Here is a 23,204-nt window from a genome sequence, read left to right as displayed (position 1 = left end):
GCTGGTTGGTTTAGTTGGCCGGTAATGTTTGTGCCTCCGTTCCTTTTGGGGAGCGGAGGCACAAATCGTATCGAGGGTAAATTCATTTCATGATGTATTGCAATCAATAATTACGATGTAATTTTTCGTCATTGACGCGTAGTTTTTTTCATCGTCCAATGTTTTTGATGTCGTTTTTACAACTTCGTCACCGCATCAGATGTAGTAAACCAAGCAAACTCCTCAGTGCCGGTGGCGAAGCTGGCCGGGTAGTCGGGGTTGTTGGGCTGCGCGAAGACGGCGGCGGTGGCATCGGCCTTGCCGGCCCCGCATGTGAGCATCCAGGTGCGGCGGCTGCGGGCGAGCATTGGTGCGGTCATCGAGACGCGCAGCGGTGGCATCTTGGGGGAATGCGAGTCTCCCACGACCAAGCGCGACGGATCGGTTATCTTGATGCTGTCGTGGTTCGGGAAAAGTGAAGCGAAGTGGCCGTCTGGCCCCATGCCGAGAATCAGCAGATCAATTGTCGGCTCATCGCCGAGTTCGCGTTTGAGTTCGGCTTCGTAATCCGCTGCGGCTTTGTCGACCAGAGCTTTGTTTTCCTCGTCGCTGGCGGCCGCGATTGCTCGGGCGTACGGGTGTCCGTGGCCATCTCGTGGATGTTGGATTCGGGGAGCAGACCGTCGGCGACCAGTTTGCCGAGGAAGCGTTGCCGTGCCTGCCAGGAGCTGCGGTCCTCGTCGGTCGCCGCCACGAAGCGGTCATCACCCCACCAGAAGTGCACGCGTGCCCAATCGATGGCTTCGACCAGCGGATTTGAAGCCATATAGCTCAGCGCCCGCAAGATGTCGGATCCGCCGGTCAGCGCCACATCGTAGCGGCTGCGAAGCGGTTTGCCGGATTCGTCGCATTCGTTCAGCGCGTCCAGAATGGCGAGCAACGTGCGTTGCGCGGCGGCCTGCGCCACGGTTTCCGGGTCCTTATATACTTCCAGTTTCCGATCAGCCATAATACTCCTCATTATTACGCACAAGTCGGTAGATAGATATTCTGGAATGGCCGTTTTTCGCCAATGTCAAAAACCTATCTGCCGACTTGTGCGCTGTCTCAGTCCTGAATCATGTCCCAGCCCTTGGTGATGACGTCGGCGTAGACCTCGTCCGGGTCGATGCGGCGCAGTTCCTCACTCAGGCAGTCCTCGAGCGAACGCAGCGGCATGGCGACACGTTGCGGCGTCTGCCCCGGCTGGCTGATGACGGCCTCGCGCGAATCCGGGCGTTCCAACGCAATCGTGCCGTCGGAACGGTTCAGATAGACGCCGGTAATGGCTTCGGCACCAGTGACGTAACCGAGCTCGACCGGCACGTTGAGCTTCAGCGCAAGCCACGCGGCGAGCAGTTTCAACGGCAGGTAGTCGGGCTGGCCAGTGACCTTGACGGACTCGATCGGCAGATGCGGCGGCTGGTCGATGGTGGTGGCCAGCATCGCGCGCCAGACGGTCAGGCGCGTCCAGGAGAAGTCGACGTCCTTGGGCTCCCAGTTGGCGCGGAGCGTGTCAAAGGTCTTGTCGGGATCGTCCGAACGCAAGGCGTCGGTGATGCGGCTTCCGGCCATCGCGCCGAGCGGGTCCTTAGAAGGGTTCGCCGGCGGATTGGTTGGCCACCAGGTGACGACCGGTGTATCGGGCACCAGCAGCGGCATGACCAACGTATCGGTATGCTGGCACAGCCCGCCGCGCGGACGCAGGATAATGACTTCGCCTGCACCGGCGTCCGCACCGAAGCGAACCTGCGCATCAAGGTCGGTCTCGACGTCGCCGGAATCGGTGACATAGCAGTCCGGCTCCTTGTCGACGTCGCAGAACGGCAGTTCTTTGCTGTTCGGCACGATGGCGATGACGCGGCAGGGGTGCTCACGCCCCGCGGAATTGGCGATTTTCAGCGCGTTCTCAAGCTCGCCCTCATCGGTTGAAATGATCAGCGTCAGCACACGGTCGTTGCCGGCCTCGCCGCGCTCTTGATGAAGCTCCTCGATTTTGCGCGCAACGGCGTTGGTCTGGGTATTCGGCATTTTGATGATCATGGCATCCTCCAATGGCGTCCATCGCGTGCGAGCATTTCGTCAGCTTCTTGCGGGCCCCAGGTGCCAGCGCGATAAGGCTGCGGCTGGCCGAGCGTGGACCAATATTCTTCGATCGGATCGAGGATCTTCCAACTCAGGTCGACCTCGGCGGTGGTCGGGAAGAGCGGCGGGTCTCCGAGCAGCACGTCCAAAATCAAGCGCTCGTAAGCTTCCGGCGAATTCTCGGTGAACGAACGCCCGTAGCTGAAGTCCATCGATACGTCGCGCACCTCCATGGCGGTGGCTCCCGGCACCTTCGCGCCGAAACGCATGGTGACGCCTTCGTTGGGCTGTACGCGGATGACGATGGCGTTGTTGCCGAGCTCGCGCACGGCGGTCTGCTCGAAGGGCAGATGCGGGGCGCGCTTGAAGACCACGGCGATTTCGGTGACGCGCTTGCCCAGGCGCTTGCCGGTGCGCAGGTAGAACGGCACTCCGGCCCAGCGGCGCGTGTCGACGTCGAGGGTGATGGCGGCGTAGGTCTCGGTGGTGCTGGACTTGTCGATGCCCTTTTCGTCGAGGTAGCCGCAGACCTCCTGCGAACCCTGCCATCCGGCGGAATACTGGCCGCGGGCGGTGTACGCGCCGAGGTCACTTGGCAGGCGAACGGCGGAAAGCACCTTCGTCTTTTCGGCGGTGAGGTCGCTGGCGGCGAAGCTCACCGGTTCCTCCATCGCGGTCAAAGCCATCAGCTGCAGCAGGTGGTTCTGGATGACGTCACGCGCGGCGCCGATGCCGTCGTAGTATCCGGCGCGGCCACCGATGCCGATATCCTCGGCCATGGTGATCTGCACGTGGTCGACGTAATTGGAGTTCCAGATTGGTTCGAACATGGAGTTGGCGAAACGCAGCGCCAGCATGTTCTGCACGGTTTCCTTACCGAGGTAGTGGTCGATACGGAAGACCGAGCTCGGGTCGAAGACCTCGGAGACCACGCGGTCGAGCTCCTTCGCGCTTTCAAGGTCGTGGCCGAACGGCTTCTCGATGATGACCCTGCGCCATGCGTCGTCGTTGGAGCGCGCGAGCCCGGAATCGGCCAGTTGCTGGGAGACGATGGGGAAAGCGCTCGGCGGCACGGACATGTAGAAGGCGTGGTTGCCGCGGGTGCCGCGGTCGCGGTCGAGCTCCTTGACCGTCTGGCTCAGGCGCTCGAAAGCGGCTTTGTCATCGAAGGTGCCGGTGACGAAGCGCATGCCTTTGGCGAGGTTGGCCCAGGTCGATTCGCGGAACGGTGTGCGGCAACGCTCTTTGACGCAGCCTTCCACGAAGTTGGCGAACTCTTCGTTGCTCCATTCGCGGCGTCCGAATCCGATCAGCCCGAAGCTCGGCGGCAGCAGTCCGCGGTTGGCCAGATCGTAGATGGCCGGCAGCAGTTTTTTCTTCGACAAATCACCGGTGACGCCGAAAATCACTAGGCTACAGGGTCCGGCAATGCGTGGCAACCGCAGGTCTCGCGGGTCACGCAGAGGGTTCACCCAAGTTTGTTGTTCACTCATAACGCCTAGTGTAGTGGCAAGTCCCGTATCAGTCAGCGTAAAACCAGTGCCATGGTCACCTTTGTCGCCCTAATCACAGTTACGTCGTCGTAACGTGTGTTTCGTAAAGTTCGGTCTCTGTGCTTTTGCTATGAATGACCATAAATGTAGCGCGTTTGTCGATTGATGAACTACAAAACCGCCAGAACGTTGGTTCTGACGGCTTTAGAGGAAGCGAAGCAGCTTGTTTCGTAGCCTTGATCATCCGCCGAGGTGGAAGAAATGGCCGATCTTTTGAGCCGCGTTCTTTGCTGTATTCGCGATGGCGCTCACTGTGTTCTTGACTATATTTTTGGCGCCGTTGACAACCGCTGTGGCAGCATCGCCGACAATGTCGACGACTCCCTCGGCGATATTAACAACTTGGTCGATCAGAGACAGTTTGTGCTGCGGGGCGGATCCCGTGGCCGGGTAGGCGGTCTGGTCATTGTGCCAGTTGGCATAGAGGGTGATGTCATCTGTCACCGGCGTATTGAAGTTGTAGTCTTTGTATTCCGTCTTATTGTTCGAAGCGGTTCCTGAAGCGCCGTTCTGCCCGGACTCGACGGCAACCTGCCAACCGAGGAACGTGTAGCCGTCGCGTTTTGGATTGGCGGGTTGGGTGGCGGTCTTGCCGTCGGCGACGGTCTGGCTGGCCACGGCGCTGCCTTCGTTGGAGTTGAAGGTGACGGTGTGCGACCTCGCTTCCGGGGCAAGGTAATCGCGCGTGATGGTGCCGCTGAAGTGGATGCTGCCTCCGGCAATGCGGATATAGTCCGAGAAATCCAGTGACAGGTTGGCGTGATTGCCTGCAGCGAGTTGCGTCCAGGTGACGGTGCCGGTTTTCGGGCTATAGTTGCCCGACGCGGGCTTCAGGTTCGTGGGACTGATCGGTGAGCCGTCGGGGGCCACGGCGGTTTGGATGCTCGCTGGATTGGCGGATGGAGTGCCGGCCGAATTCGATTCGTTTAAATTCCTGGATTGGTTCTCCAAGCTTCCTGTGGAAAGGTTCGGCAATTTGGACAGCGGCCTGGTGTCAACGATCATGTTGCTGCTGAGATCCAGGTAGGTCAGGCCGGTAAGCCCTTCAATACCCGAAAGATCGGCGATGCGATTGTGCGCAGCGTTCAGCGAGTCGAGCTTTTTGAGCTGGCTCAATGGCTTGAGGTCGCTGACAAGATTGCCTTGGCTGATGTCTCCCAGATTGAGGTAGGTGAGGTCGGTGAGTCCGGACAGTGCGGAAATGTCGGAAATCTTGTTGCCGGCAAGGTTCAGATTCGTCAGCTTGGTCATCTTCTCCAATCCGTCCGTCGATGAGATCGCGTTGGAATCGAGATCGAGACCGGTCAGATTGGTGAGTTCTTCCAGTGGGGTCACGACGGAAATCTGGTTGTCTTGCAGCTGGAGCTCGTTAAGTGCCGAAAGCCTGCTGAGTCCTGAGAGGTCTTTGATGCTGTTGCCGCTGAGATCGAGGTAGGTTAGGCTGGTCAGGTTTCCGAGTGCTGAGGTGTCGGTTATCTTGTTGCTGTTGGCTTCAAGCGTGGTGATTGCCTTCAGGCTGGCAAGTCCCGAAAGGTCGTCGATCTGGTTGCCGTTCAGTTTGACATCGGTGAGGCTGGTGAGTCCGGCAAGGGGTTTGGTGCTGGTGACTTTGTTGTCGCTGGCGTCAAGGATTTCCATGGTGGGCAGCGTCTCGAGGCCGGAAAACGCAGTGATCTGGTTGTCGTTGATTTCAAGTTCATTGAGCTTGGTGAGTCCGGACAGCGCGCTGACGTCGGTGATCGCGTTCCGGCCCAGGTTCAGGCTGGTCAGCTCTTGGTGGTTGCGCAGCGGGGTGATGTCCTCGATCTTGTTGTTGCTCAGGTCGACGACCGCCAACTTGGTGAGTCCGGTCAGCTGGCTGATGTCGGTGATGTTGTTGCTGGCCAGGTTCAGCTGGCCGAGGTTGGTGAGGTATTGAAGGCCGTCAAGGCTTGCTGTGGGCGAGTCTGGGTGGTCGTAGCCGCCGTCGTTGACGGTGGTGGTGTTGTCGATGACTTTTTGGGTGAATGTCGAATTGGTGGCGATGTTGATGCCTGTCGTGGCACTCGCGGATCTTGCGACGGCTTCTGCCAGGCTTTTGTCGGGGAAGCATTGGGCGATGGTGCTTTGCCCGGTCACACAGCCCTGCGCGGTTTCGTCCGCTTCGGCCGAAAGCGGTGTCAGCGTCGCGATGCCGACCAATGCCGCAACGCCGATGGTGCAGACTTGCCTGACGGTATGGGACAGTTTTGAAATGTCGTTTGTTGGATTGCTCATGGTTCGAATCCCCAATTTATGATTCCAAATAAATGATTACTATCACGTTATAGTAATAACCAATATTGATTGGCTTTGCTTCAGAGTGAAATCTTGCATCCTGGAGTATGGATTTGCGCTAAACGGAAGATGGTGCGTCACGGGGCAATGGAAAAACGGGAAACGGTAAAGAGGATGGCGATTATTTCGTCGTGTCCCGATTGCCGTTTCCCGTTTCTTACTATCTGCTATTTGCTACCTGATTTCAACTGAACTGGCTATTCGATTGCTGATCGGCTTCATTCTTTTGTGATGAAGCTGAAAGCCGTCGCATGATGATAATCGTCAGGCCCGCAGCAATCAGCAGTAAGGCCAGCACGGCTACAGCGGCTATCGCAGCTCCTGTGGAGGCGATCCTTTGGCCGGTACGCCCGTGGGCTTGCGGCGAGGGAGCGCGGCCGATGTGCTTCTGGGTTGAGGCTGGCCCCTGCGCCGGCTTCTGAATCGGCTGCTGGCCGGGCTGCGCCGTGCCTGGTTGCGCGGGAGCGGAAGAAGATCCGGAACCGGATTCTGGCGCCGAGAGCTTAAGCGTGATGACGCCGCTGACGATGCCGCTTGCGCTTCCCAACGCGCCGGTTTCGCTGAAGTTGAGTGTTCCTTCCTTCGTGCCCTCCGGGTAGCTCACCTTCACGCTGTAGCCGCTGAGACTCTGCGGGGCGATGACGGAGGCCGAGCAGCCGCTGGGCGCGCAGGTCGCTTCGGCGTAGTCGACCCGGTTCATCGCCGGAAGCTCGATGGTCGCCGGCGAAAGGGATCTCACCGTGACGCTCGAGTTCTGGTCCTTGAGATTGAACGTGGTGAGGCCACTCAGTCCGGTCAGCGGAGCAGTGTCGCTGATGTGGTTGCCGTCAAGGCTCAAGTCGGTCAGTCCGGCCAGACCGGCGAGCGGTTTGACGTCCCCGACCTGGTTGTTGTCGAGGTTGAGCGAGGTGAGCTTTTTCAGACCGGACAAGGGGCTGATGTCGGCGACCTTGTTATCGGCGATATTCAGCTCGGTCAGATTTTGCAAATCGCTGAGCGGGGCGACGTTGTCGATCTGATTGCCGGAGATATCCAAGTCGGTCAGCGAGGTCAGGCCCGAAAGCGCGGACGTGTCGGTGATGCTGTTGCCGGCCAGATTGAGGTCGTGCAGCGCCGCCGGCTCGTCGCTTTGGGTGCCGATGAGCGCAGACGGCGACGAGGCCAGCGACCGAGTCCTAGGCAAAGTCGTTGTCTGGCCTGCAAGCGCTCTTACGGCAGCCTTTCCGTCGCCAAGTCCGGCAAGTGGGGAGATATCGCTGATGCGGTTGTGCGAGAGGTTCAGCCATGTAAGCTTGCTGAGGTTGCCGACGGGAGTGATATCGGTGATCTCGTTGTCGGAGAGGTCAAGGTAGGTCAGGTTGACAAGCTGATCCAAGCCGGTCAGATCCTTGATTGTTTCATTGGTGCTGGAATTCCCGAAAGAGCTGAGGCGTGTTGTATGGTCGACCATCACCTGTGTAAACGTGGAGGAAACGGAAACCGTGTCGTCACTCTGAGCCTTTGCAACGGCTTTTGCCAGCTGTCGGTCGGGGAAGCATGCGGCAATGCTGGTGTGGTCGACTACGCAGCCAGACAACTCAAGCCATGCCGCATGCAGGGTGATGTCGCCGGTTACGGGTGTGCCGAAATCGTAGTCAGTAAGCCTGCCGCCTTGATTGGTCTGCCACTTCTGGAACAGATACCCGTTGCGGCTCGGATCTGCAGGTGCGGTAGCAGTTTTCCCAGAGACGATGGTCTGCGACTTTACGGGTGTGCCGCCATCTGTGTCGAAGGTGACGGTGTAGGTGTGTCCATGTGGCGTAAAGCGTGATGTCACTGGTCAGGACCTTGCCGAAGTCGTAGTCGACGAGTTTGCCGTTGTTGTCCTTGATCTGCCAGCGATTGAAGACGAACCCTTCGCGTGTTGGCGGGTTCGGTTCGATGGCCTTATCGCCGGTGTTGATGATTTCCGAGTTCACAGCACTTCCGCCGGTCGAATTGAACGTGACGGTGTGCGTGGCCGGAGTCGGTGTCGTCCCGGATCCGGAGCTGGTGATTTCCTGTGAGATGGTCCCACTGAAAATGGCGTTTGCCGTGCCTACTTGTATGTTCTGATTAAAGCTCAGCCCAATGTGGTCGATTCCGTTGAGCTGTTTCCAACTCACCAATCCGGTGGTCTTGTCGTAGATTCCCGAGTCGGGTGTTATTGTCATGGGCTGCAAGTGTGTGCCGTCGAGTCCTCTTGCTGACTCGACGGTCATGGTCGGTGTAATTGCTGCACTTGGCAGTGAGATGTTCTGTTTTCCAATCGTTAAGCTGCTTAACTTGGTGAGTCCGGCAAGTGGTGTGGCATCGCTGATGTGATTGTTTTCAAGCCATAGGTACCGCAGATTAATCAGATTTTTCAACGGTGTAATGTCGTCGATTCCGTTGCCAGACAGATAGAGGTATTTTAGCTGCTGAAGCGAAGCGATCGGTGTGATGTCGGCGACCTGATTGGAGCAAAGGTCGACGGCGGCGAGACTGGCCATGGTACGCAGTGCTGTGATGTCTTTGACCTTGTTGTTGCTAAGGAAGAGGTTAACTATTTCACGATTACCGGCCAGTGTTGAAATGTCGCTGATACGGTTATTGGTGAGGAATAGACCGCCGACATTGTTGTGCGCGATGGGTGAAATGTCGCTGATTTGATTGTTGTCCAGTCGCAATTCGTTGATGCAGTCATATTTGGCGAGCGGCATCAGATCTTGGATTCGGTTGTTCTTCAAATCCAACGAGCCGTTGAACTTAGTGGTGGTCGAAGGCTCGACAATGCGCTCGATCTGGTTGTCCTCGGCGATGAACGACTCAATGCAGTGGAGTTCCTCAAGCGAAGGCAGGGAGTGAATGATGTTTCCGGATACATCGATTTGCCTTATACGGTCGAAGCGTGTCAATGCGGTGATGTCGCTGATTCGATTGCCTCTCAGATAGAGTTCGCTAAGATTGTTGAGTTCGCCAAGTGGTGTGACATCCGAGATTTTTCCGACCCGATCTCCATTCTGAGGTTCGCTGCTGAGATCGAGTTTGCTGAGGGAAGTCATGGTTGCCAGTGGTGTCAGGTCGGTGATGGCGCTGTTGTTTAGGTAGAGCGTTTCCAGCTTGTTGAGGTTTTTTAGCGGTGTGATGTCGCTGAGTGGCTGGTCTATAATGCAGCCTTGGTCGTTTCCGCACTGGTCGTTATTGTCCCATGATCCATCGGTGTAGATTTGTTCGAAGCGGAATCCGCCCGGATTGTTTGGGTCAGGATAGGGTTTGTCTGTATAGTTCCTGCTTCCAACACCGATGTAAAGCTGTTGAAGGTTTGTGAGCTTGGAGAGCGGGGTAAGATCGACAGATTGCGTTCCGGTAAGGTTGAGTTCAAACAGATTGGTCAATCCGTTGAGTGGCTTGAGGTCGTTCACGTGGTTGAAACCCAGTCCCAACGAATACAGATGAGTGAGATGGGCAATCGGGGCGAGTACAGGTTTCTGCCAGGTACTGCCTGATTCGTCTTGCAGACGGTTCTGATTAAGGTTGAGATAAGCGAGACCGTCTTCTGAAGGATTGAGCGCATTCAGGAATTGAATGTTTCCGATCTGGTTGAAGCTGAGGTCAAGGTATCTCAGATTTCTCATGGTCGAGAAGGGGTTGGCGTTGGCGTTGTCGAGAGAATCTGTGCCCAGTTCCATGATGCGGTTGTGGCTGAGGTTCAGCTGTCTGAGAGGAAGACGACTCAGTGGAGCAAAGGAGCTGATGAAATTATTGTTTTTATCGAAGAGCGGGAAGCCATTTAACTTGTTGAAGCTCAGATCCAGGCTGTCCAACATGTTGAGATGAGCCAGCGGGTCGAGTCCGTTTGCCGAATTGTTGCTATCGTTGTATTGGTGGTCGATGATCTTGTTGCGGCTGAGACCCAGAAGTCTGAGATTGGTGAGTCCGGCGAGCGGTGTGATATCGCTGATTTGGTTGTTGCTCAGATTAAGTGTCTGAAGGTTGGTCAGTGTTGAGAGTGTGCTGATATCCGTCAGTCTGTTGCCGCTGAGGTCAAGCTCGGTGGCCTCGGGGTCGAGGTTTCCTGCGGAATTGCCTTGCGTGGATGTGCGCAGCATGGATTTTACGTCCGGTTTGTCGCCATGCCCGAGATTGGTGAACAGCTGCAGGCCTTCGATTGAGCTTATCGATTTGTTGCCCAGGTCGAGCTTGGTGGTCTGGTCGATCATCTGCTGGGTGAAAGTGGACGTGGTCTTGACCTTTTCCTGTTCGGCCACTGCCTTGGCAAGGTTCTGGTCGGGGAAGCATTGCGCGATGGTGCTTTGGCCGACGGTGCAATTGCCGGAGGGTGAGGGGGCCGCGGGTGCAGGTGCTTGCTGAGAGTTGCTTTGCTCTTGTGGCGTTGACTGGGCGGTTTGCTGCGACGTTGACAATGGTGTCGTTTGCTTACTTTGCGCCGGTTTCGGCGTTGTACTCGTTGAAGGGGTGGTTTGATCGCCGTCCGTGGTTGTTGGGGTCGGCTCCGTTGTCGATGAGGACATGGGAGAAGAAGGCGATTGGGGCAACGGGGAGTTTGCCTGTGTCTTTGTGGTTGATGGCAATGGTGTCGTTTGCTCCGATGGCGGCGTCGCCGAGACGCTCGCGGCTTGCTCTGAAGACTGGCCGGAGCGGAGCATGGCCGGTTGGTCTGCAGCCGATGCGCTGGGTATCAGCATCGCCATACTGATGATTGCCGCGCAACCTGCAATGATGGTTTTACGAAGGCCGTGTGGGCCAGTTGTTTTCTTCATTGGTTCTTCTCTCTATTCTTCTGATGAGCTGACAGATGTAAACAATTCGCCATTCAAATCTGTTTCACATTTAATTACTTTTAACTAAATATGATAATACATATTTTTGTTATTTGTTTGGTCATGCGCGATTGATGAGAGGCTTGATTCTGGCCTGCGACCTGATAGCTGCGTGCCGCAAGCCAGAATCGAACTTTTTGATTGTGCTTGTTTTAGGGTTTATTGACCTTCTCGGTGTAGGACTTCGGTGCTGCGTTGAGCAGCCTGGCTCGAAGCGGTTGGTATCAGCATTGCCATACCTGTGAGTGCGGCTACGCTTGCGACGATTGCTTTACGAGCCTTTTGACGAAATGCTTGTTTCCCTGTACTCATAGTTTTCCTCGCGTCGTTCTCTCTGTTCGACTGATGCAAATTCGCGCTACATCGCCGCGAAAATAACATAATGTAATTAATAATATCTCAATCTAGTTACAAAATGTGTCAGAAATGCGTTTATGGCTTTTTGAGATTGTAAAATGAAGTAATTTTAATATATTTTTGATACAGAAGTTGAGAATATTATTCATCTCTATTGTCGGCGAACGTGGCCGAATGCAAAAATGCAAAAGCTTTAAACGAACTCAGTATTAATCCCGGATTCTCTTTTTGCGAGCATGGTGGTCGCTGCACTCGGAGCTATAGCCGGCGTCGTATATAGCAAGGTCAGCTCAGGCTGGCTTTAGGGATACAAAAATGCCTCCGGCACCAGCGTCCCGAATCTGTGCTGCAAGAGATTGCGGTTGCGCTGGTGCCGAAGGCGTTTTGAAAGTTGGCTGGGCGAACAGGCGGCTTGCCGCGCAAGGCCCGAAAGCCAAGCCAACAGATGAAACTTCAGAGCGCCGGGTCGATCATCACCTTGACCTGGCTCTTGTCGGTGGCCAGGGCCTTGATGCCTTCGATGGCGTCATCGAGGCCGAGCTTCTTGGTGATGAGCGGCTTGAACTGCTCCTTGTTGGCGGCGATGATGCCGAGTACCGTGTCGAAGCAGTTCTCGTAGGCAAGCGTCGTGGTGATGGTGAAGCCCTGCATGATCACGTCATCGGTGAAGTTGACGTTCAACGGCTTGCCGAGCGCGACGAGCTGCACGGTGCCGTTGCGGCGGGTGACCTGCAAAGCGGTGTCGAACGTGGCCTGCACGCCGCCGCACTCGAAGGAAACGTCCACTCCGTCGGGGCAATCCTTGCGGATGACGGCGTTGACGTCGTCCTTGGTCGGGTTCAGCACGTCGGTGAAGCCGAGCTTGCGGGCCATATCCAGACGCACGTCGGAGACGTCGGAGATGTAGACGCGGGGTGCACCGGCGATGCGGGCCAGGATAGCGGTGGTCAGGCCGATCGGGCCTGCGCCGAGCACTGCGACGGTCTGGCCGACGCGCAGTCCGGAGCGCTTGATGCCTTCGAAGGAGACGGAGGTGGGCTCGCAAATCGCGCCCAGCTCATAATCCAGGCCTTCGGGCAAGTGATGTGCGAAAACGTCATCGATATTGGCATATTCCGCCATGCCGCCGTCTTCGGAGAAGCCGAGGAAGTTGCCGGCGCCGTCTTCTGCCACGACCTTGTCGCAGAAGTTGTAGTTGCCCGAGCGGCAGTTGGCGCATTTGCCGCATGCGATCAGCGGCTCTACGGCGATGCCGTCGCCGACCTTGAAATCGGTAACCGCGCTGCCGACCTTGACGACCTCGCCGGAGAACTCATGTCCCAGCGTGATCGGTACGGTCTTGCCGGTCAGCGGGTGCGGCTGCGTGGGCAGGCCCCAGGCCACCGAATAGGCGTGAAGGTCGGAACCGCAGATGCCGCAGTCCTTCACCTTGATTTGCACTTGGTTCGGCTTCGGATCGGCGATGTCGATGTCTTCGACGCGTACGTCTTCTTTGCCATAAATACGAACAGCTTTCATAGTCATTCCTTTTTCTTTACGAAGGCTTTGTTGCCTTCGTCACAATATTTATTATAGAAAAAATGTTATTTAGTATAGACAATAAATTGTTAGCGTTAACAAATATTTGATATAATGATTGAGAGCATGATTCGGAAGTTCGGATAAGTAAAAAGGGTGTCTAACAGACAAGAAAAGGCCGAGAAACAAAGGATAAGGAACATTTTCAAATTCCGTCTTGTCTCTCGGTCTTTTGCGTTGCCGGATTAGAAATCCGAATCTTTGTCGAAAGGGGCTTCATCGATTCTGTCGTCTTGTGTCAGATTCTTGAATCAGGAGCCCCAATCAACTGTTGTCAGAACTGCTTCTTGCGGCGACGCAGAATGATGACTGAAGCGCCGGCAGCTGCAATCAGGGCGATGGCGGCGACGCCGAGGACGGCACTGCCGGTCTGGCCCAGCCGTGCCGGGCCACCCTTGGCGTCTTTATTTCCATTCGCGCCGTTGCCGTTGTTCGCTTTGGCGCTGTTGTTCCCCCTGGCTCCGTTGTTGCCGTTCGCGCCCGGTGCGGTGCCGGCAGCCCCTACCGGGTTCCACTTGGCGTGCAGGGTGATGTCGCTGTTGATCGGGGTGGCGGGATCGAAGTCGACGAGGTTGCCGTTGCCATCATCGATCTGCCAACCGCCAAAGTCGTAGCCCGGCTTGGTCGGATGGGTGTCATCGTTGATGGTGCCGCCCGGCGTCACAGTCTGGTCGGGCACGGGGGTGCCGCCGTTGGAGTCGAAGTGCACGGTATCCTCATGCACTTTCCACTTGGCGTGCAACGTGATGTTGCCGGTGATCGGGGTATTGAAATCGAAGTCGACGAGGTTGCCGTTGCCGTCATCGATCTGCCATCCGTCGAAGTCGTAACCCGGTTTGGTCGGATCGTTCGGCTTCGTGGCATGGTTGCCATAGGTCAGACCCGTCTGGTCGGGCACGGGGGTGCCGCCGTTGGAGTCGAAATGCACCGTATACTGGTCGGCGCGCCATTTGGCGTAGACGGTCGTATCGTGGGTGATGGGCGTGTTCAGGTTGAAATCGGTAGTGCCATTGGCGTCTGTAGCCCAGCCTATGAACGTGAATCCGGGGCGGGTCGGCAGCGGACTGGGCTCAACGGCCGTGTGATGATCCTGGACTTCCTGGTTCGAAGTGTTGAATTGGCCGCCTCCGATATTGAAGGTGCCGCCGTTGCCGTCAAATATCACGTTCCAGTTGTCGGTTTCCTTGGGCTGATTAATGGTCCCGGTATAGATGAAGCTCCTGCCGTTGAGGGTGAAGGATTGGTTGAGGATCAAGGAAATGCCTGTGGTGTGCGGGGTCAGGCCGGTCCAAGTGACCTTGCCGGTAGAGCTGTCGAATGTATGAGAAGTATCTGGCTCGTAATCGATCGGCATGATCCAGCTGCCGTCGACGCCCTTGGCGACGCTCAGACTTCCTGTGGTCGCGGTCGTGGGCAGTGGGGTCGGTATGTACACCTGCTCGTTTTTGACCGAGAGGTTGGTGAGGTTTCTCAGTCCGGCCAGCGGCGTGAGATCCATGATGTGATTCTGGTCGATGTTGAGATCGCTAAGCATCGTAAGTCCGCTGAGCGGTGTCAGGGTGTCAGCGGTGTTGTGGCGCAGGCTCAGGGATACCAAGTTGTTCAGCCCGGAAAGTGGTGTGAGGTCGGAAATCGTGTTTTCATCCAAGGTCAGTGAAGTCAGTTCGGTCAGACCGCTTAGCTGGCTGATGGTGTCGATTCGGTTGCCGGTTACGTCGAGAATCTGCAAATGGGGCAGATGCTGAATTCCTTCAAGACTGGTGATTTTCGTCGATGCGTCGGCCAGCGAGTTGTGGGTCAGGCTGGTAATCGCGTTTTGATCGGCGGTGGTGAATGTATCTGTGACGTTTTTGCCGACTTTTTGAGCTACGGTGCTCGCGAGGTTTGCATCCGGGAAGCAACTGCTGATGCTGCTGGTGTCGGGGGTGCAAGTGCGTGGTTCGATGGCCTGTGCGTTCGATGGCACCAGCATTGCCAAGGATGCCAAGGCTGCCGCAGCTAAGGTCAGGAGTTTGCCCCCTCTCGGAGCTGTTTGAGAGTGCCGTAACGATGATGTGTCTCTATTCACTGCTTTCTCCTTATCTTCTTACATTCTTGGTCGTTTATTCAGCACGCTTGCAAGCGTGAAATGCGCGTTGTTGAGCATGCCTATTGGTCAGCATAACATAAAAGATTACTAATTATTACCCTGGGTTATTTATTTGATGAATCAATTTTTCTTCTAAAACCGCTGTTTCGTGGTTCTGTTGAAAATTTACGACGGACTGACCGTAGATAGATGGTTTTCGTTGTTGCGTCAGGTAAAACGTAGCCCGGGTTGGCAGTTGTAAATGCAAATTGCCCGACCACATGTTGAAACACATGGTCGGGCAATTTCGGGAATTTTTGAAGGACTGAGGTTTAGAAGTCCCAGTCCTCATCGTCAGTGGCCTCAGCGTTGCCGATGACGTAGGAGGAGCCGGAGCCGGAGAAGAAGTCGTGGTTCTCGTCGGCGGACGGCGAGAGCGCGGCGATGATCTCGGGGCTTACCTTGGTCTCGGCGGCGCTGAACTTGGCCTCGTAACCGAGGTTCATCAGCGTCTTGTTGGCGTTGTAGCGCACGAACGCCTGCACGTCGTCGATGAAGTCGAAGCCTTCGTAGACCTGGTCGGAGTACTTGACCTCGAGGTCGTAAAGCTGGTTCAGCAGATCGTCGGTGTACTTCTTGAGCATTTCCTGGTCGGCCGCGGTGCGGTGCTCGAGGTGGCGCTGGTACTTGTAGCCGGAATAGTAGCCGTGGATGGCCTTGTCGCGCAGGATCAGGCGGATCATGTCCGCGGTGTTCATCAGCTTGGCGCGGCTGGAGAAGTAGAGCGGCAGGTAGAAGCCCGCGTACAGCAGCAGCGAGGAGAGCATAACCGCCGCGACCTTGCGCTTCAGCGGGTCGGTGGACTGGTACTGCTCCATAACGATGCGCACGCGCTCCTGCACGAGGTCGTTGCCCACGGCCCAGCGGTAGGCTTCGTCAATCTGCTCGGAGGAGCACAGCGTGGAGAAGATGGAGGAGTAGGAGCGGGCGTGCACCGACTGCATGAAGGCGATGTTGGTGTAGATGGCCTGCTCGTGCTCGGTCAGCGCGTCGGGGATCTGGACGAGTTCGCCGACGGTGGCCTGCTCGGTGTCGAGCGTGGTCAGACCCGCGAAGACGCGGACCGTGGTGGTGCGTTCGTGCTCGGTCATGGAGCGCCAGGTCGGGATGTCGTTCGAGAGCGGCACCTTTTCGGGCAGCCAGAAGTTGGCGATGAGGCGGTTCCACACCTCGAGGTCCTTGTCGTCCTGGATGTTGTTCCAGTTGACCGGGCGGATGCGCATGGAGTTCGGATCCGCGCCCTTGGCGAAGGCCGTCGACCACTGCGGAGGTGTCAGCGAATCGGCCATCATCTTGTCATCGGCGAGTTTGACCTCGTTTGTCATGAGTGTTCCTTACTTTTATGCCGTTCTGTATTCAAGTTTTCCGGTACCCGCGTTGCGCTTGGGCAAGCTGCTCGCGAATACGTTTGAGACGTTTCATTCTCCCGTATTCCATTGACATAGAGCGATTGGTTTCCAACACCGGCAACACTACATCTAGTGATTGGGCAATGCGATACCGCTAAATATAGTAGTCGGTGGGACGTGGCTTCGCAGGACGGCACGCGGGATATCGCTGTGATGTAGCTAACACGGAATGCGATGTGGCAATCGTACAAGGAGCCTGGCGGCGAGTACTCCGCACCTGGCTGAAACGGTGTGAATGCCGCCGAGACATATATCACTATGCGAACTGATAATACGTCATACAGATGGGATGAAGTACCTTGATTTGTGCAGAGCAGAGAATCGAAAGTGCACAGCAAAGCTGGCGCTATTAAATACGATTTGACATGTTTCGTTGATAATAATCAAAAATGAGGGTGAGTAATGGCGAGTATCAAGGAACGTATTTTCCGAAAAGAGGACCCCAGCGTCTATGAGCAGAAGGATGCCCATCTGAAGCGGACCCTGCGGGTGCGAGACTTTTTGGCCCTGGGCCTGGGGACCGTTTTATCCACGGCTATCTTCACGCTGCCCGGAACGGTGGCGGCCCAGCATGCGGGCCCGGCGGTGGTGCTTTCCTTCATAGCCGCCGGTGTGGTCGCCGGTTTGGTGGCGTTCGCCTATGCGGAAATGGCTTCGGCGATGCCGTTCGCCGGTTCGGCGTATTCCTGGATCAACGTCGTTTTCGGTGAATTCTTCGGCTGGATTGCCGGCTGGGCCCTCTTGGCGGAGTATTTCATCGCCGTGGCTTTCGTCGGTTCGGGCTTGTCGGCCAATTTCCGCGGCCTGATCGAGCCTTTGGGCTTGACGTTGCCGAAGATGCTGGCCAACCCCTTCGGCACCGATGGCGGAATCATCGATCTGGTCTCCGTGGTCGCGATTCTCGCCGTGGCACTCCTGATTTCCCGAGGAGCCAACCAAACCAGCCGTGTCGAAAATGTTCTGGTGGTTTTGAAGGTAATCGTCATTCTGCTGTTCATCGTGGTAGGCTGCACGGCTATCAAGCCGCAAAACTACGTACCGTTCATTCCCAAATATCATCCCAATCCTGATGGGTCGGCCTTCGGTGGCTGGCAGGGAATCTATGCCGGTGTTTCGATGATCTTCCTGGCATATATCGGCTTCGATTCCATCGCCGCCAATTCCGCTGAAGCCAAGGACCCTGCCAAGACAATGCCGAAAGGAATCATGGGTTCCCTGCTGATCGGCGTCGTATTGTTCGCGGCCGTCTCGCTGGTTCTGGTCGGTATGTTCCACTATCCGCTCTATGCCAACAACGCCGAACCGGTGGGCTGGGCTTTGCGCAAGAGCGGCCATGTGATCATTGCCACGATCGTGCAGGCAGTGGCCTGCCTGGGTATGTTCGCAGCGTTGATCGGCATGATGATGGCCGGTTCCCGCCTACTCTATTCCTTCGGGCGCGATGGCCTGCTCCCGCGTTGGCTGGGCAAGATCAACGAGAATCATCTGCCGAACAACGCTTTGCTCGCACTCACGGTCTTCGCCGTGATCATCGGCTCCATCTTCCCGTTCGCATTCCTAAGCCAGCTGATCTCGGCCGGCACTCTGATCGCCTTCATGTTCGTCTCGCTTGGCATCTACGGCCTGCGCAAGCGCGAAGGCAAGGATATCGCCGAACCCGGCTTCAAGATGCCGTTCTATCCGGTGATGCCCGCTCTGGCTTTCATCGGTTCCTTGATCGTATTCATCGGGCTGAGCAACGACGCGAAGATCTATGCCTTGGGCTGGTTCATCTTCGGCCTGATTCTGTATTTCTGCTACGGAATGAGACATTCCGCTTTGAACAACAAGAAGTAAAGGAGGAGAGAAGTTGGACAACAATCAACAGTTACTGGCTCAGGAAAATGAGGTCCTGTCTCCTGCGGTGCGTATCCAATATTTCGATATCGTCATCCAAAAGGCCAAGGGTGCGCTGCTGAGAGATGCCGATGGTCGTGAATACATTGATCTGCTGGCCAGCGCGTCGGCGACCAATACCGGCCATTGCCACCCCCACGTCGTGGAAGCGATCCAGAAGCAGGCCGCCAATCTGATCCAATACACGCCGGCCTATTTCGCCAGCGGGCCCGAGATTGAATTGGCCCAGCGCCTCGCCAAGCTGGCGCCGATGAGCGGGCCGGTGAAGGTTGCTTGGGGCAATTCCGGTTCGGACGCCAACGACGCGATCATCAAGTATTCGCGTGCCTATACCGGCCGTCAGTACATCGTCAGCTTCACGGGCGCCTACCATGGTTCCACTTACGGTTCGATGTCCATCTCGTCGGTCAGCCTCAACATGAGCCGCAAGATGGCCCCGATGCTGCCGGGGGTGGTGAAGGTGCCGTATCCCGACATCCATGAGCGCCTGCCGCACGAGAGCGAGGACGAGTTCGTCGAGCGTATGATCGCCGCCTTCAAGCTGCCTTTCGAGACTTATCTGCCGGCCGAGGAAGTGGCTGCGATCGTCATCGAGCCGATTCAGGGCGACGGTGGCATCGTCAAGGCGCCGCAAAAGTATATGGACTTCCTCTGGCAATTCGCCCACGAACACGGCATTGTGATCGCGATCGACGAGGTCAACCAGGGCATGGGCCGCACCGGCAAATGGTGGTCCATCCAGAACTTCGGCCTCGAGCCCGACCTGATGACCGTCGGCAAGTCCATCGCCTCCGGGCTGCCGTTGAGCGCCATCATTGGCCGCGCTGAAATCATGGACGCCTTGGGCTCCCCGGCCGTCACCTATACCACGGCGGGCAACCCGGTCACCACGGCGGCGGCGAACGCCACGTTGGACGTTATGGAGCAGGAGCACTTGGTCGAGCGTTCGGCGAAGTTGGGCCCCCAGGTCAAGGCCTACTTCGAGAAGAAACGCGAGCAATACGATTTCATCGGCGACATCCGCTTCTACGGTCTCGACGGCGGCATCGACATCATCGACCCCGAAACCGGGAAGGGTGATGAAGAGGCCACCACCAAGCTGATCTATCGCATGTACCAATTGGGTGTCATCATCATCAGCCTTCGTGGTTACATCCTGCGCTTCCAGCCGCCGCTGGTTATCACCGAAGACCAGCTGCAGCAAGCCTTCAAGGCCTTTGACCAAGCGTTGGCCGAGCTGGCTGCGGGCAAGTTGAGCCTGCCCGAGGATGCCGGCAAGATCGGCTGGTAAACAGGCTGCTGAGTCTCTTTAGGCGGGTCGTCGACCTTGAGTGGTTGGCGGCCCGCCTTTTTGGCTGTTGATTTGCATCATCAGTTGCAAGACAGGCCACTGGGAGATAATGAGCGGCTTAAATATGGCAAGGAATAATTATTCCTCCATAAATGGGCCGCTGCAGGATGCTGAGTGGCTTGAATGTGGCGGAAATGGTTGTGCTGCGCCATAATCAAGCCACCGAGAGATGCTAAAGGGCCCGAATGTAGCGGATTAATATTTCCCGCCATATTCGGGCCCCTTGGGTTGAACCAGTGGCTTATTTATGTCGCAAACCTGCTTAAGATCGGCTTACTCCAGTCCGATGCTCTTGAGGTCGTGGACGGTGAGCCGGTCGACGGCGAGGACGCCGGATTCGGCGGAAAGCTTGACCGCGCGCTTGCCTTCGGACGGGTAGCTGTAGGAGCTCAGCACGTGGCGGCCGTCGTTGACATAGACCTCGACGGATCCGCGGTCAACGTAGACGCGCAGCTTGAGCTCGTCGGCGGCCAGTTCGGCGTCGGTCAGCTTGGCGGCGCGGTAGCCTCGATCGCCACGGGCCGCGGCCTGACGGTCGACGACCACGGTACCGGCCTGTGCGTCGTAGGCGACATATGTATAGGAGCCATCAGAGGTGGCGTGGACCTTGAGGCCCGCGCGCTCGGCGGTGGTGTCTTTCAGGTTGATGTCCAGTTCGATCTCCACCGCCTCGGCATCCTCGTCGATCAGCATTTCCTCATTGGCCTCGATGGGGCGGGCGACGTGGTCGAAGGTGTTGATGCGCAGCTTGTCGATTTCCGTGACAGGCACGGTGTGCAGGTCGCCGTCCTCGCCGAGATAGCATTCGCGCGGCAGGGTCATCTGGCCGCACCAACCGTCGGACTGCATGGGCGCGCTTTCGCTGAACGGGCTCATCCAGCCGTACATGATGCGGCGGCCGTCGGCCTCGAAGGACTGGGGCGCGTAGTAATTGGCGCCGCAATCGAGCAGGCGGAATTCGGTCTCAGGCTTGAAGGCCTCACCCGGCTTCCAGGTGCCGATCATGTAGCCGGCGTTGTTTTCGTTGCGGTTCATGTAGCCCTTGGCTTTCGAGCCCATGGCGGAGAAGACGATGACCCACTTGGTATTGCCGTCCTTGTCCTTCAAGGGGAAGAAGTCGGGGCACTCGAGCATGAAGACGTCCGGGTCCGGGTCATCGTAGAGCACGTTCTGGAATTTCCAGTTGATCATATCGTCGCTGGTGTAGGCCCAGATTTGGCCGCGGTGGTCGGCGGTGGAGACGCCGTGGATCAGGTGCCAGACGCCATCGAGCTTGAAGACCTTCGGGTCGCGGAAGTGGGAATCGACGCGCTCGCGCGGACAGTCGATGACCATGCCTAGTTTGTTGAGCTTGGTGGCCTCGTCATCCTCGGCCTCGGCGAGCATCTGGACCTGCCACTGGCCGTCGGTATCGTCCTTGCCGTTGGTCCAGCGGTGGCCGGTGTAATAGAACTTGAGTTTGCCGTTGTCATCGATCACAGCCGAGCCGGAGAAGACGCCGTCCTTTTCCTGCTCGAGGCTGGGGGCCATGGCGATGGGCTCGCGGCGCCAAGAGACCATGTCGACGCTGGAGACGTGGCCCCAGTGCATCGGGCCCCACTGGGTGCCGTAGGGGTGCAGCTGGTAATAGACGTGCCAGCGGCCCTTGTAGTAGCACAGACCGTTCGGGTCGTTGATCCAGCCGCCGTTGGAAGCGATGTGGAACTTGGGATACCAACGATCCTCGCGTTCGAGGGCGAGCGTCTCGACGCCGGCTTCGGCTTTGGCGAGTTCCTCGTCATGGTCGCGAATCGGGGTGTAAACAGGATATTCGGTAGTCATCTTTGATGCCTTTCTCATAACTATCATATGGTGATTGCTCTTTATTCGCCACAAGGCCCCCACGCCTGAATTGATGGGTGCGGAGGCCTTGTGACGCTATGGAATTTTGCGGGAAGCGCCATGCGGAGGTAATTGGGCACGGCGCCGATTTGATAATCAGGCAGGGAGCTGGTCGCTGGCGGCTTCGGCCTGGATGGCCTCGCCCTGAGCCTCGGCCTTTTTGCGGTCGCGCACACGAATGAACGGGTCGCCGCCCACCTGCTGATCGTCCCTCTTGATCACGAAGAACCCGTAGATCAAAGCGAGCAGGACGATGCCGGAGATGGTGAAGAAGGTCTTCTGCGGGCCGAGGGCGTCACGCAGCGAGCCAAGCGGGTGCGACATGATGACCTGCCCGACCTGGGAAGCGATCTGGAAGCCGACCATGTAGAGCGTCGCCGAAAGTTTCGTATCGTAATGCAAGGTGAAGTAACGGAAGGCCGGCAGGCAGAAGAGCGGGGTTTCGATGGCGTGGAACATCTTGACCACGGAAATCATCACCGGGTCGTGGAAGACGCCGCACAGGCCGATGCGCAGGAACATCGTCACCGCGCCGAGCAGCAGCGAGTTGCGCACGCCGATATGGTCCATGATCACCGGGACGACGCCCATCATTGCGGATTCGCAGAACACTTCGGCGGCGTTCAGGATCGAGTACCATTCCGCGCCCTGGGCCGGGGTGGCGAAGAGGCTCTTGTAGTAGCTCGGGAACATCTGCTGGTCGAAAACCGTGTAGAAGGTGTTGGTGAAAAGCATGAAGATGATCAGTGCCCACAGCGAGCCCATGCCGAGCACGGAGATCATTTCCTTGGCCGTCGGGTTGGTGCGCGGGGCGTTCGGGTCGGCTTCCTTCTTCAGCTCCTCCTGCTGCTCGGCCGGGCGCCAGAACAGGTAGACGCACAGCATGCCTACGCCGAAGAGCGAGCCCAGCCAGAAGTTCCACTTCATGTCGATGTTGAAAAGCGGGCCGGCGATGAGCGCCACGATGGCGTAGCCGAAGGAGCCCCAAGCGCGGGACTGGCCGTATTCGAAGCCGAAGTGACGGCTGTAGCGTTCGGTGATGGCCTCGATCAGCGAGCAACCGGCCATGAAGCCGGCGGAGAGGACGATCGAGCCGAGCAGAACGCCGATGAACTTGGTGGTGCCGCCAGCCAAGAGCAGGGGCTTGTAGACGAACTGCGCGAAGGGGCCGACGCATGCGGCGATGCACGAGACGACGATCACCAGGCGGCGCTTGATGCCGAGGTTGTCTTGGATGATGCCATAGAAGAACATGATGAACAGTGTCACCAGTGAGTTAACGGAGTAGATGTCGCCTTGCTGGGCGGCGGTCATGCCCATGCCTTTGGGAGCCGGGCTGGTCAGCCAGATCGAGAAGAAGGACCACCAGATGCCCCACGAGCAGAAGAACATGAAGATACCGGTGGAGCTCTGAAGATACGAGGGGTTTCGGTACGTCTTGGCGCCTTTAATTGCCATTTCATCACCTTTCTTTTCGGCATTGCTGCCACGCGATGCCTTTTTACTGTCGTCCTTGCCGAATTCTGCGGCATTGCCCTGGGCAAGAAACTGGTAAAAATATACGGCGAGAAACGATTTACGTCAAATTGTAAATCGTTTCCGGCGTTTTCGGATAAAGAGGAACCATATATTTGGATTATCTATAATTACTTGTCTAATTATGATCATCGTGTGACTGCTACTGACAGTCAGGCGGTTGGGTGGTGGGGTTGGTCGGTTGATTGGCTGCCGCGTAGGAACCTTCATTGTCACGTTTAGCGCATATGTAATCGGGCGTGCGCTAAGGGCGAC

Annotated in this window: 13 protein-coding genes and 1 pseudogene; 3 read left to right on the top strand and 11 right to left on the bottom strand. The window is 57.0% G+C overall.

The genetic code is table 11. From position 1 onward, the window contains the following. Positions 1-176: 176 nt before the first annotated feature. From pgl to OZX74_RS08470, 6 genes and pseudogenes are all read right to left on the bottom strand, one after another. Positions 177-988: pseudogene (gene pgl / locus OZX74_RS08495) on the bottom strand (6-phosphogluconolactonase). A 98-nt stretch (positions 989-1,086) separates the two neighbouring features. Further along, positions 1,087-2,061: a glucose-6-phosphate dehydrogenase assembly protein OpcA gene (locus tag OZX74_RS08490; RefSeq protein WP_277156475.1), complete on the bottom strand. Its 975-nt coding sequence runs from the start codon at positions 2,059-2,061 to the stop codon at positions 1,087-1,089. Beyond that, positions 2,058-3,596 (bottom strand): glucose-6-phosphate dehydrogenase, encoded by a 1,539-nt coding sequence (gene zwf / locus OZX74_RS08485; RefSeq protein ID WP_277156474.1) that lies wholly within the window; start codon positions 3,594-3,596, stop codon positions 2,058-2,060. The genes OZX74_RS08490 and zwf overlap by 4 nt, the downstream gene beginning before the upstream one ends. A 240-nt stretch (positions 3,597-3,836) precedes the next feature. Then, positions 3,837-5,912: a leucine-rich repeat domain-containing protein gene (locus OZX74_RS08480; protein ID WP_277156473.1), complete on the bottom strand. Its 2,076-nt coding sequence runs from the start codon at positions 5,910-5,912 to the stop codon at positions 3,837-3,839. A gap of 244 nt (positions 5,913-6,156) precedes the next feature. Further along, positions 6,157-7,704, bottom strand: a complete 1,548-nt coding sequence (locus OZX74_RS08475; RefSeq protein WP_277157481.1) for a leucine-rich repeat domain-containing protein — start codon at positions 7,702-7,704, stop codon at positions 6,157-6,159. Beyond that, positions 7,607-10,192 carry a leucine-rich repeat domain-containing protein gene (locus OZX74_RS08470; RefSeq protein ID WP_277156472.1) on the bottom strand — a complete coding sequence of 862 codons (2,586 nt, stop codon included), beginning with the start codon at positions 10,190-10,192 and terminating at the stop codon, positions 7,607-7,609. Before OZX74_RS08470 ends, OZX74_RS08475 begins: the two co-directional genes overlap by 98 nt. A gap of 310 nt (positions 10,193-10,502) precedes the next feature. Between OZX74_RS08470 and OZX74_RS08465 the strand changes: the two genes are divergently transcribed. After that, the gene (locus OZX74_RS08465) at positions 10,503-10,841 is read left to right on the top strand and encodes a hypothetical protein (protein WP_277156471.1); all 339 of its coding nucleotides are present in this window, start codon (positions 10,503-10,505) and stop codon (positions 10,839-10,841) included. Positions 10,842-11,623: 782 nt separating this feature from the next. Here OZX74_RS08465 and OZX74_RS08460 read toward each other — a convergent pair. The 3 genes from OZX74_RS08460 to nrdF all read right to left on the bottom strand — a co-directional run bounded on the left by OZX74_RS08460 (position 11,624) and on the right by nrdF (position 16,201). Further along, entirely contained in the window at positions 11,624-12,688 is a 1,065-nt protein-coding gene (locus OZX74_RS08460; RefSeq protein ID WP_277156470.1) for a 2,3-butanediol dehydrogenase, read from the bottom strand. A gap of 334 nt (positions 12,689-13,022) precedes the next feature. Further along, positions 13,023-14,720 carry an InlB B-repeat-containing protein gene (locus tag OZX74_RS08455; RefSeq protein WP_277156469.1) on the bottom strand — a complete coding sequence of 566 codons (1,698 nt, stop codon included), beginning with the start codon at positions 14,718-14,720 and terminating at the stop codon, positions 13,023-13,025. Positions 14,721-15,148: 428 nt separating this feature from the next. After that, positions 15,149-16,201, bottom strand: coding sequence for a class 1b ribonucleoside-diphosphate reductase subunit beta (gene nrdF, locus OZX74_RS08450; RefSeq protein WP_277156468.1), 1,053 nt, complete (start codon positions 16,199-16,201; stop codon positions 15,149-15,151). Positions 16,202-16,687: 486 nt separating this feature from the next. Here nrdF and OZX74_RS08445 point away from each other — a divergent pair, with 486 nt between their 5' ends. Both OZX74_RS08445 and OZX74_RS08440 read left to right on the top strand, forming a co-directional pair. Then, positions 16,688-18,121, top strand: a complete 1,434-nt coding sequence (locus OZX74_RS08445; RefSeq protein ID WP_277156467.1) for an amino acid permease — start codon at positions 16,688-16,690, stop codon at positions 18,119-18,121. Positions 18,122-18,134: 13 nt separating this feature from the next. Then, entirely contained in the window at positions 18,135-19,472 is a 1,338-nt protein-coding gene (locus tag OZX74_RS08440; RefSeq protein ID WP_277156466.1) for an aspartate aminotransferase family protein, read from the top strand. Positions 19,473-19,805: 333 nt separating this feature from the next. Here OZX74_RS08440 and OZX74_RS08435 read toward each other — a convergent pair whose 3' ends face one another. Both OZX74_RS08435 and OZX74_RS08430 read right to left on the bottom strand, forming a co-directional pair. Beyond that, positions 19,806-21,353, bottom strand: a complete 1,548-nt coding sequence (locus tag OZX74_RS08435) for a glycoside hydrolase family 32 protein (RefSeq protein ID WP_277156465.1) — start codon at positions 21,351-21,353, stop codon at positions 19,806-19,808. A gap of 156 nt (positions 21,354-21,509) precedes the next feature. Further along, entirely contained in the window at positions 21,510-22,871 is a 1,362-nt protein-coding gene (locus tag OZX74_RS08430; protein WP_277156464.1) for an MFS transporter, read from the bottom strand. Positions 22,872-23,204 lie beyond the last annotated feature (333 nt).

The organism is Bifidobacterium sp. ESL0798 (assembly GCF_029395415.1).
Classification (GTDB): Bacteria; Actinomycetota; Actinomycetes; order Actinomycetales; family Bifidobacteriaceae; genus Bifidobacterium.
This window is presented reverse-complemented; position numbering and strand designations above follow the sequence as displayed.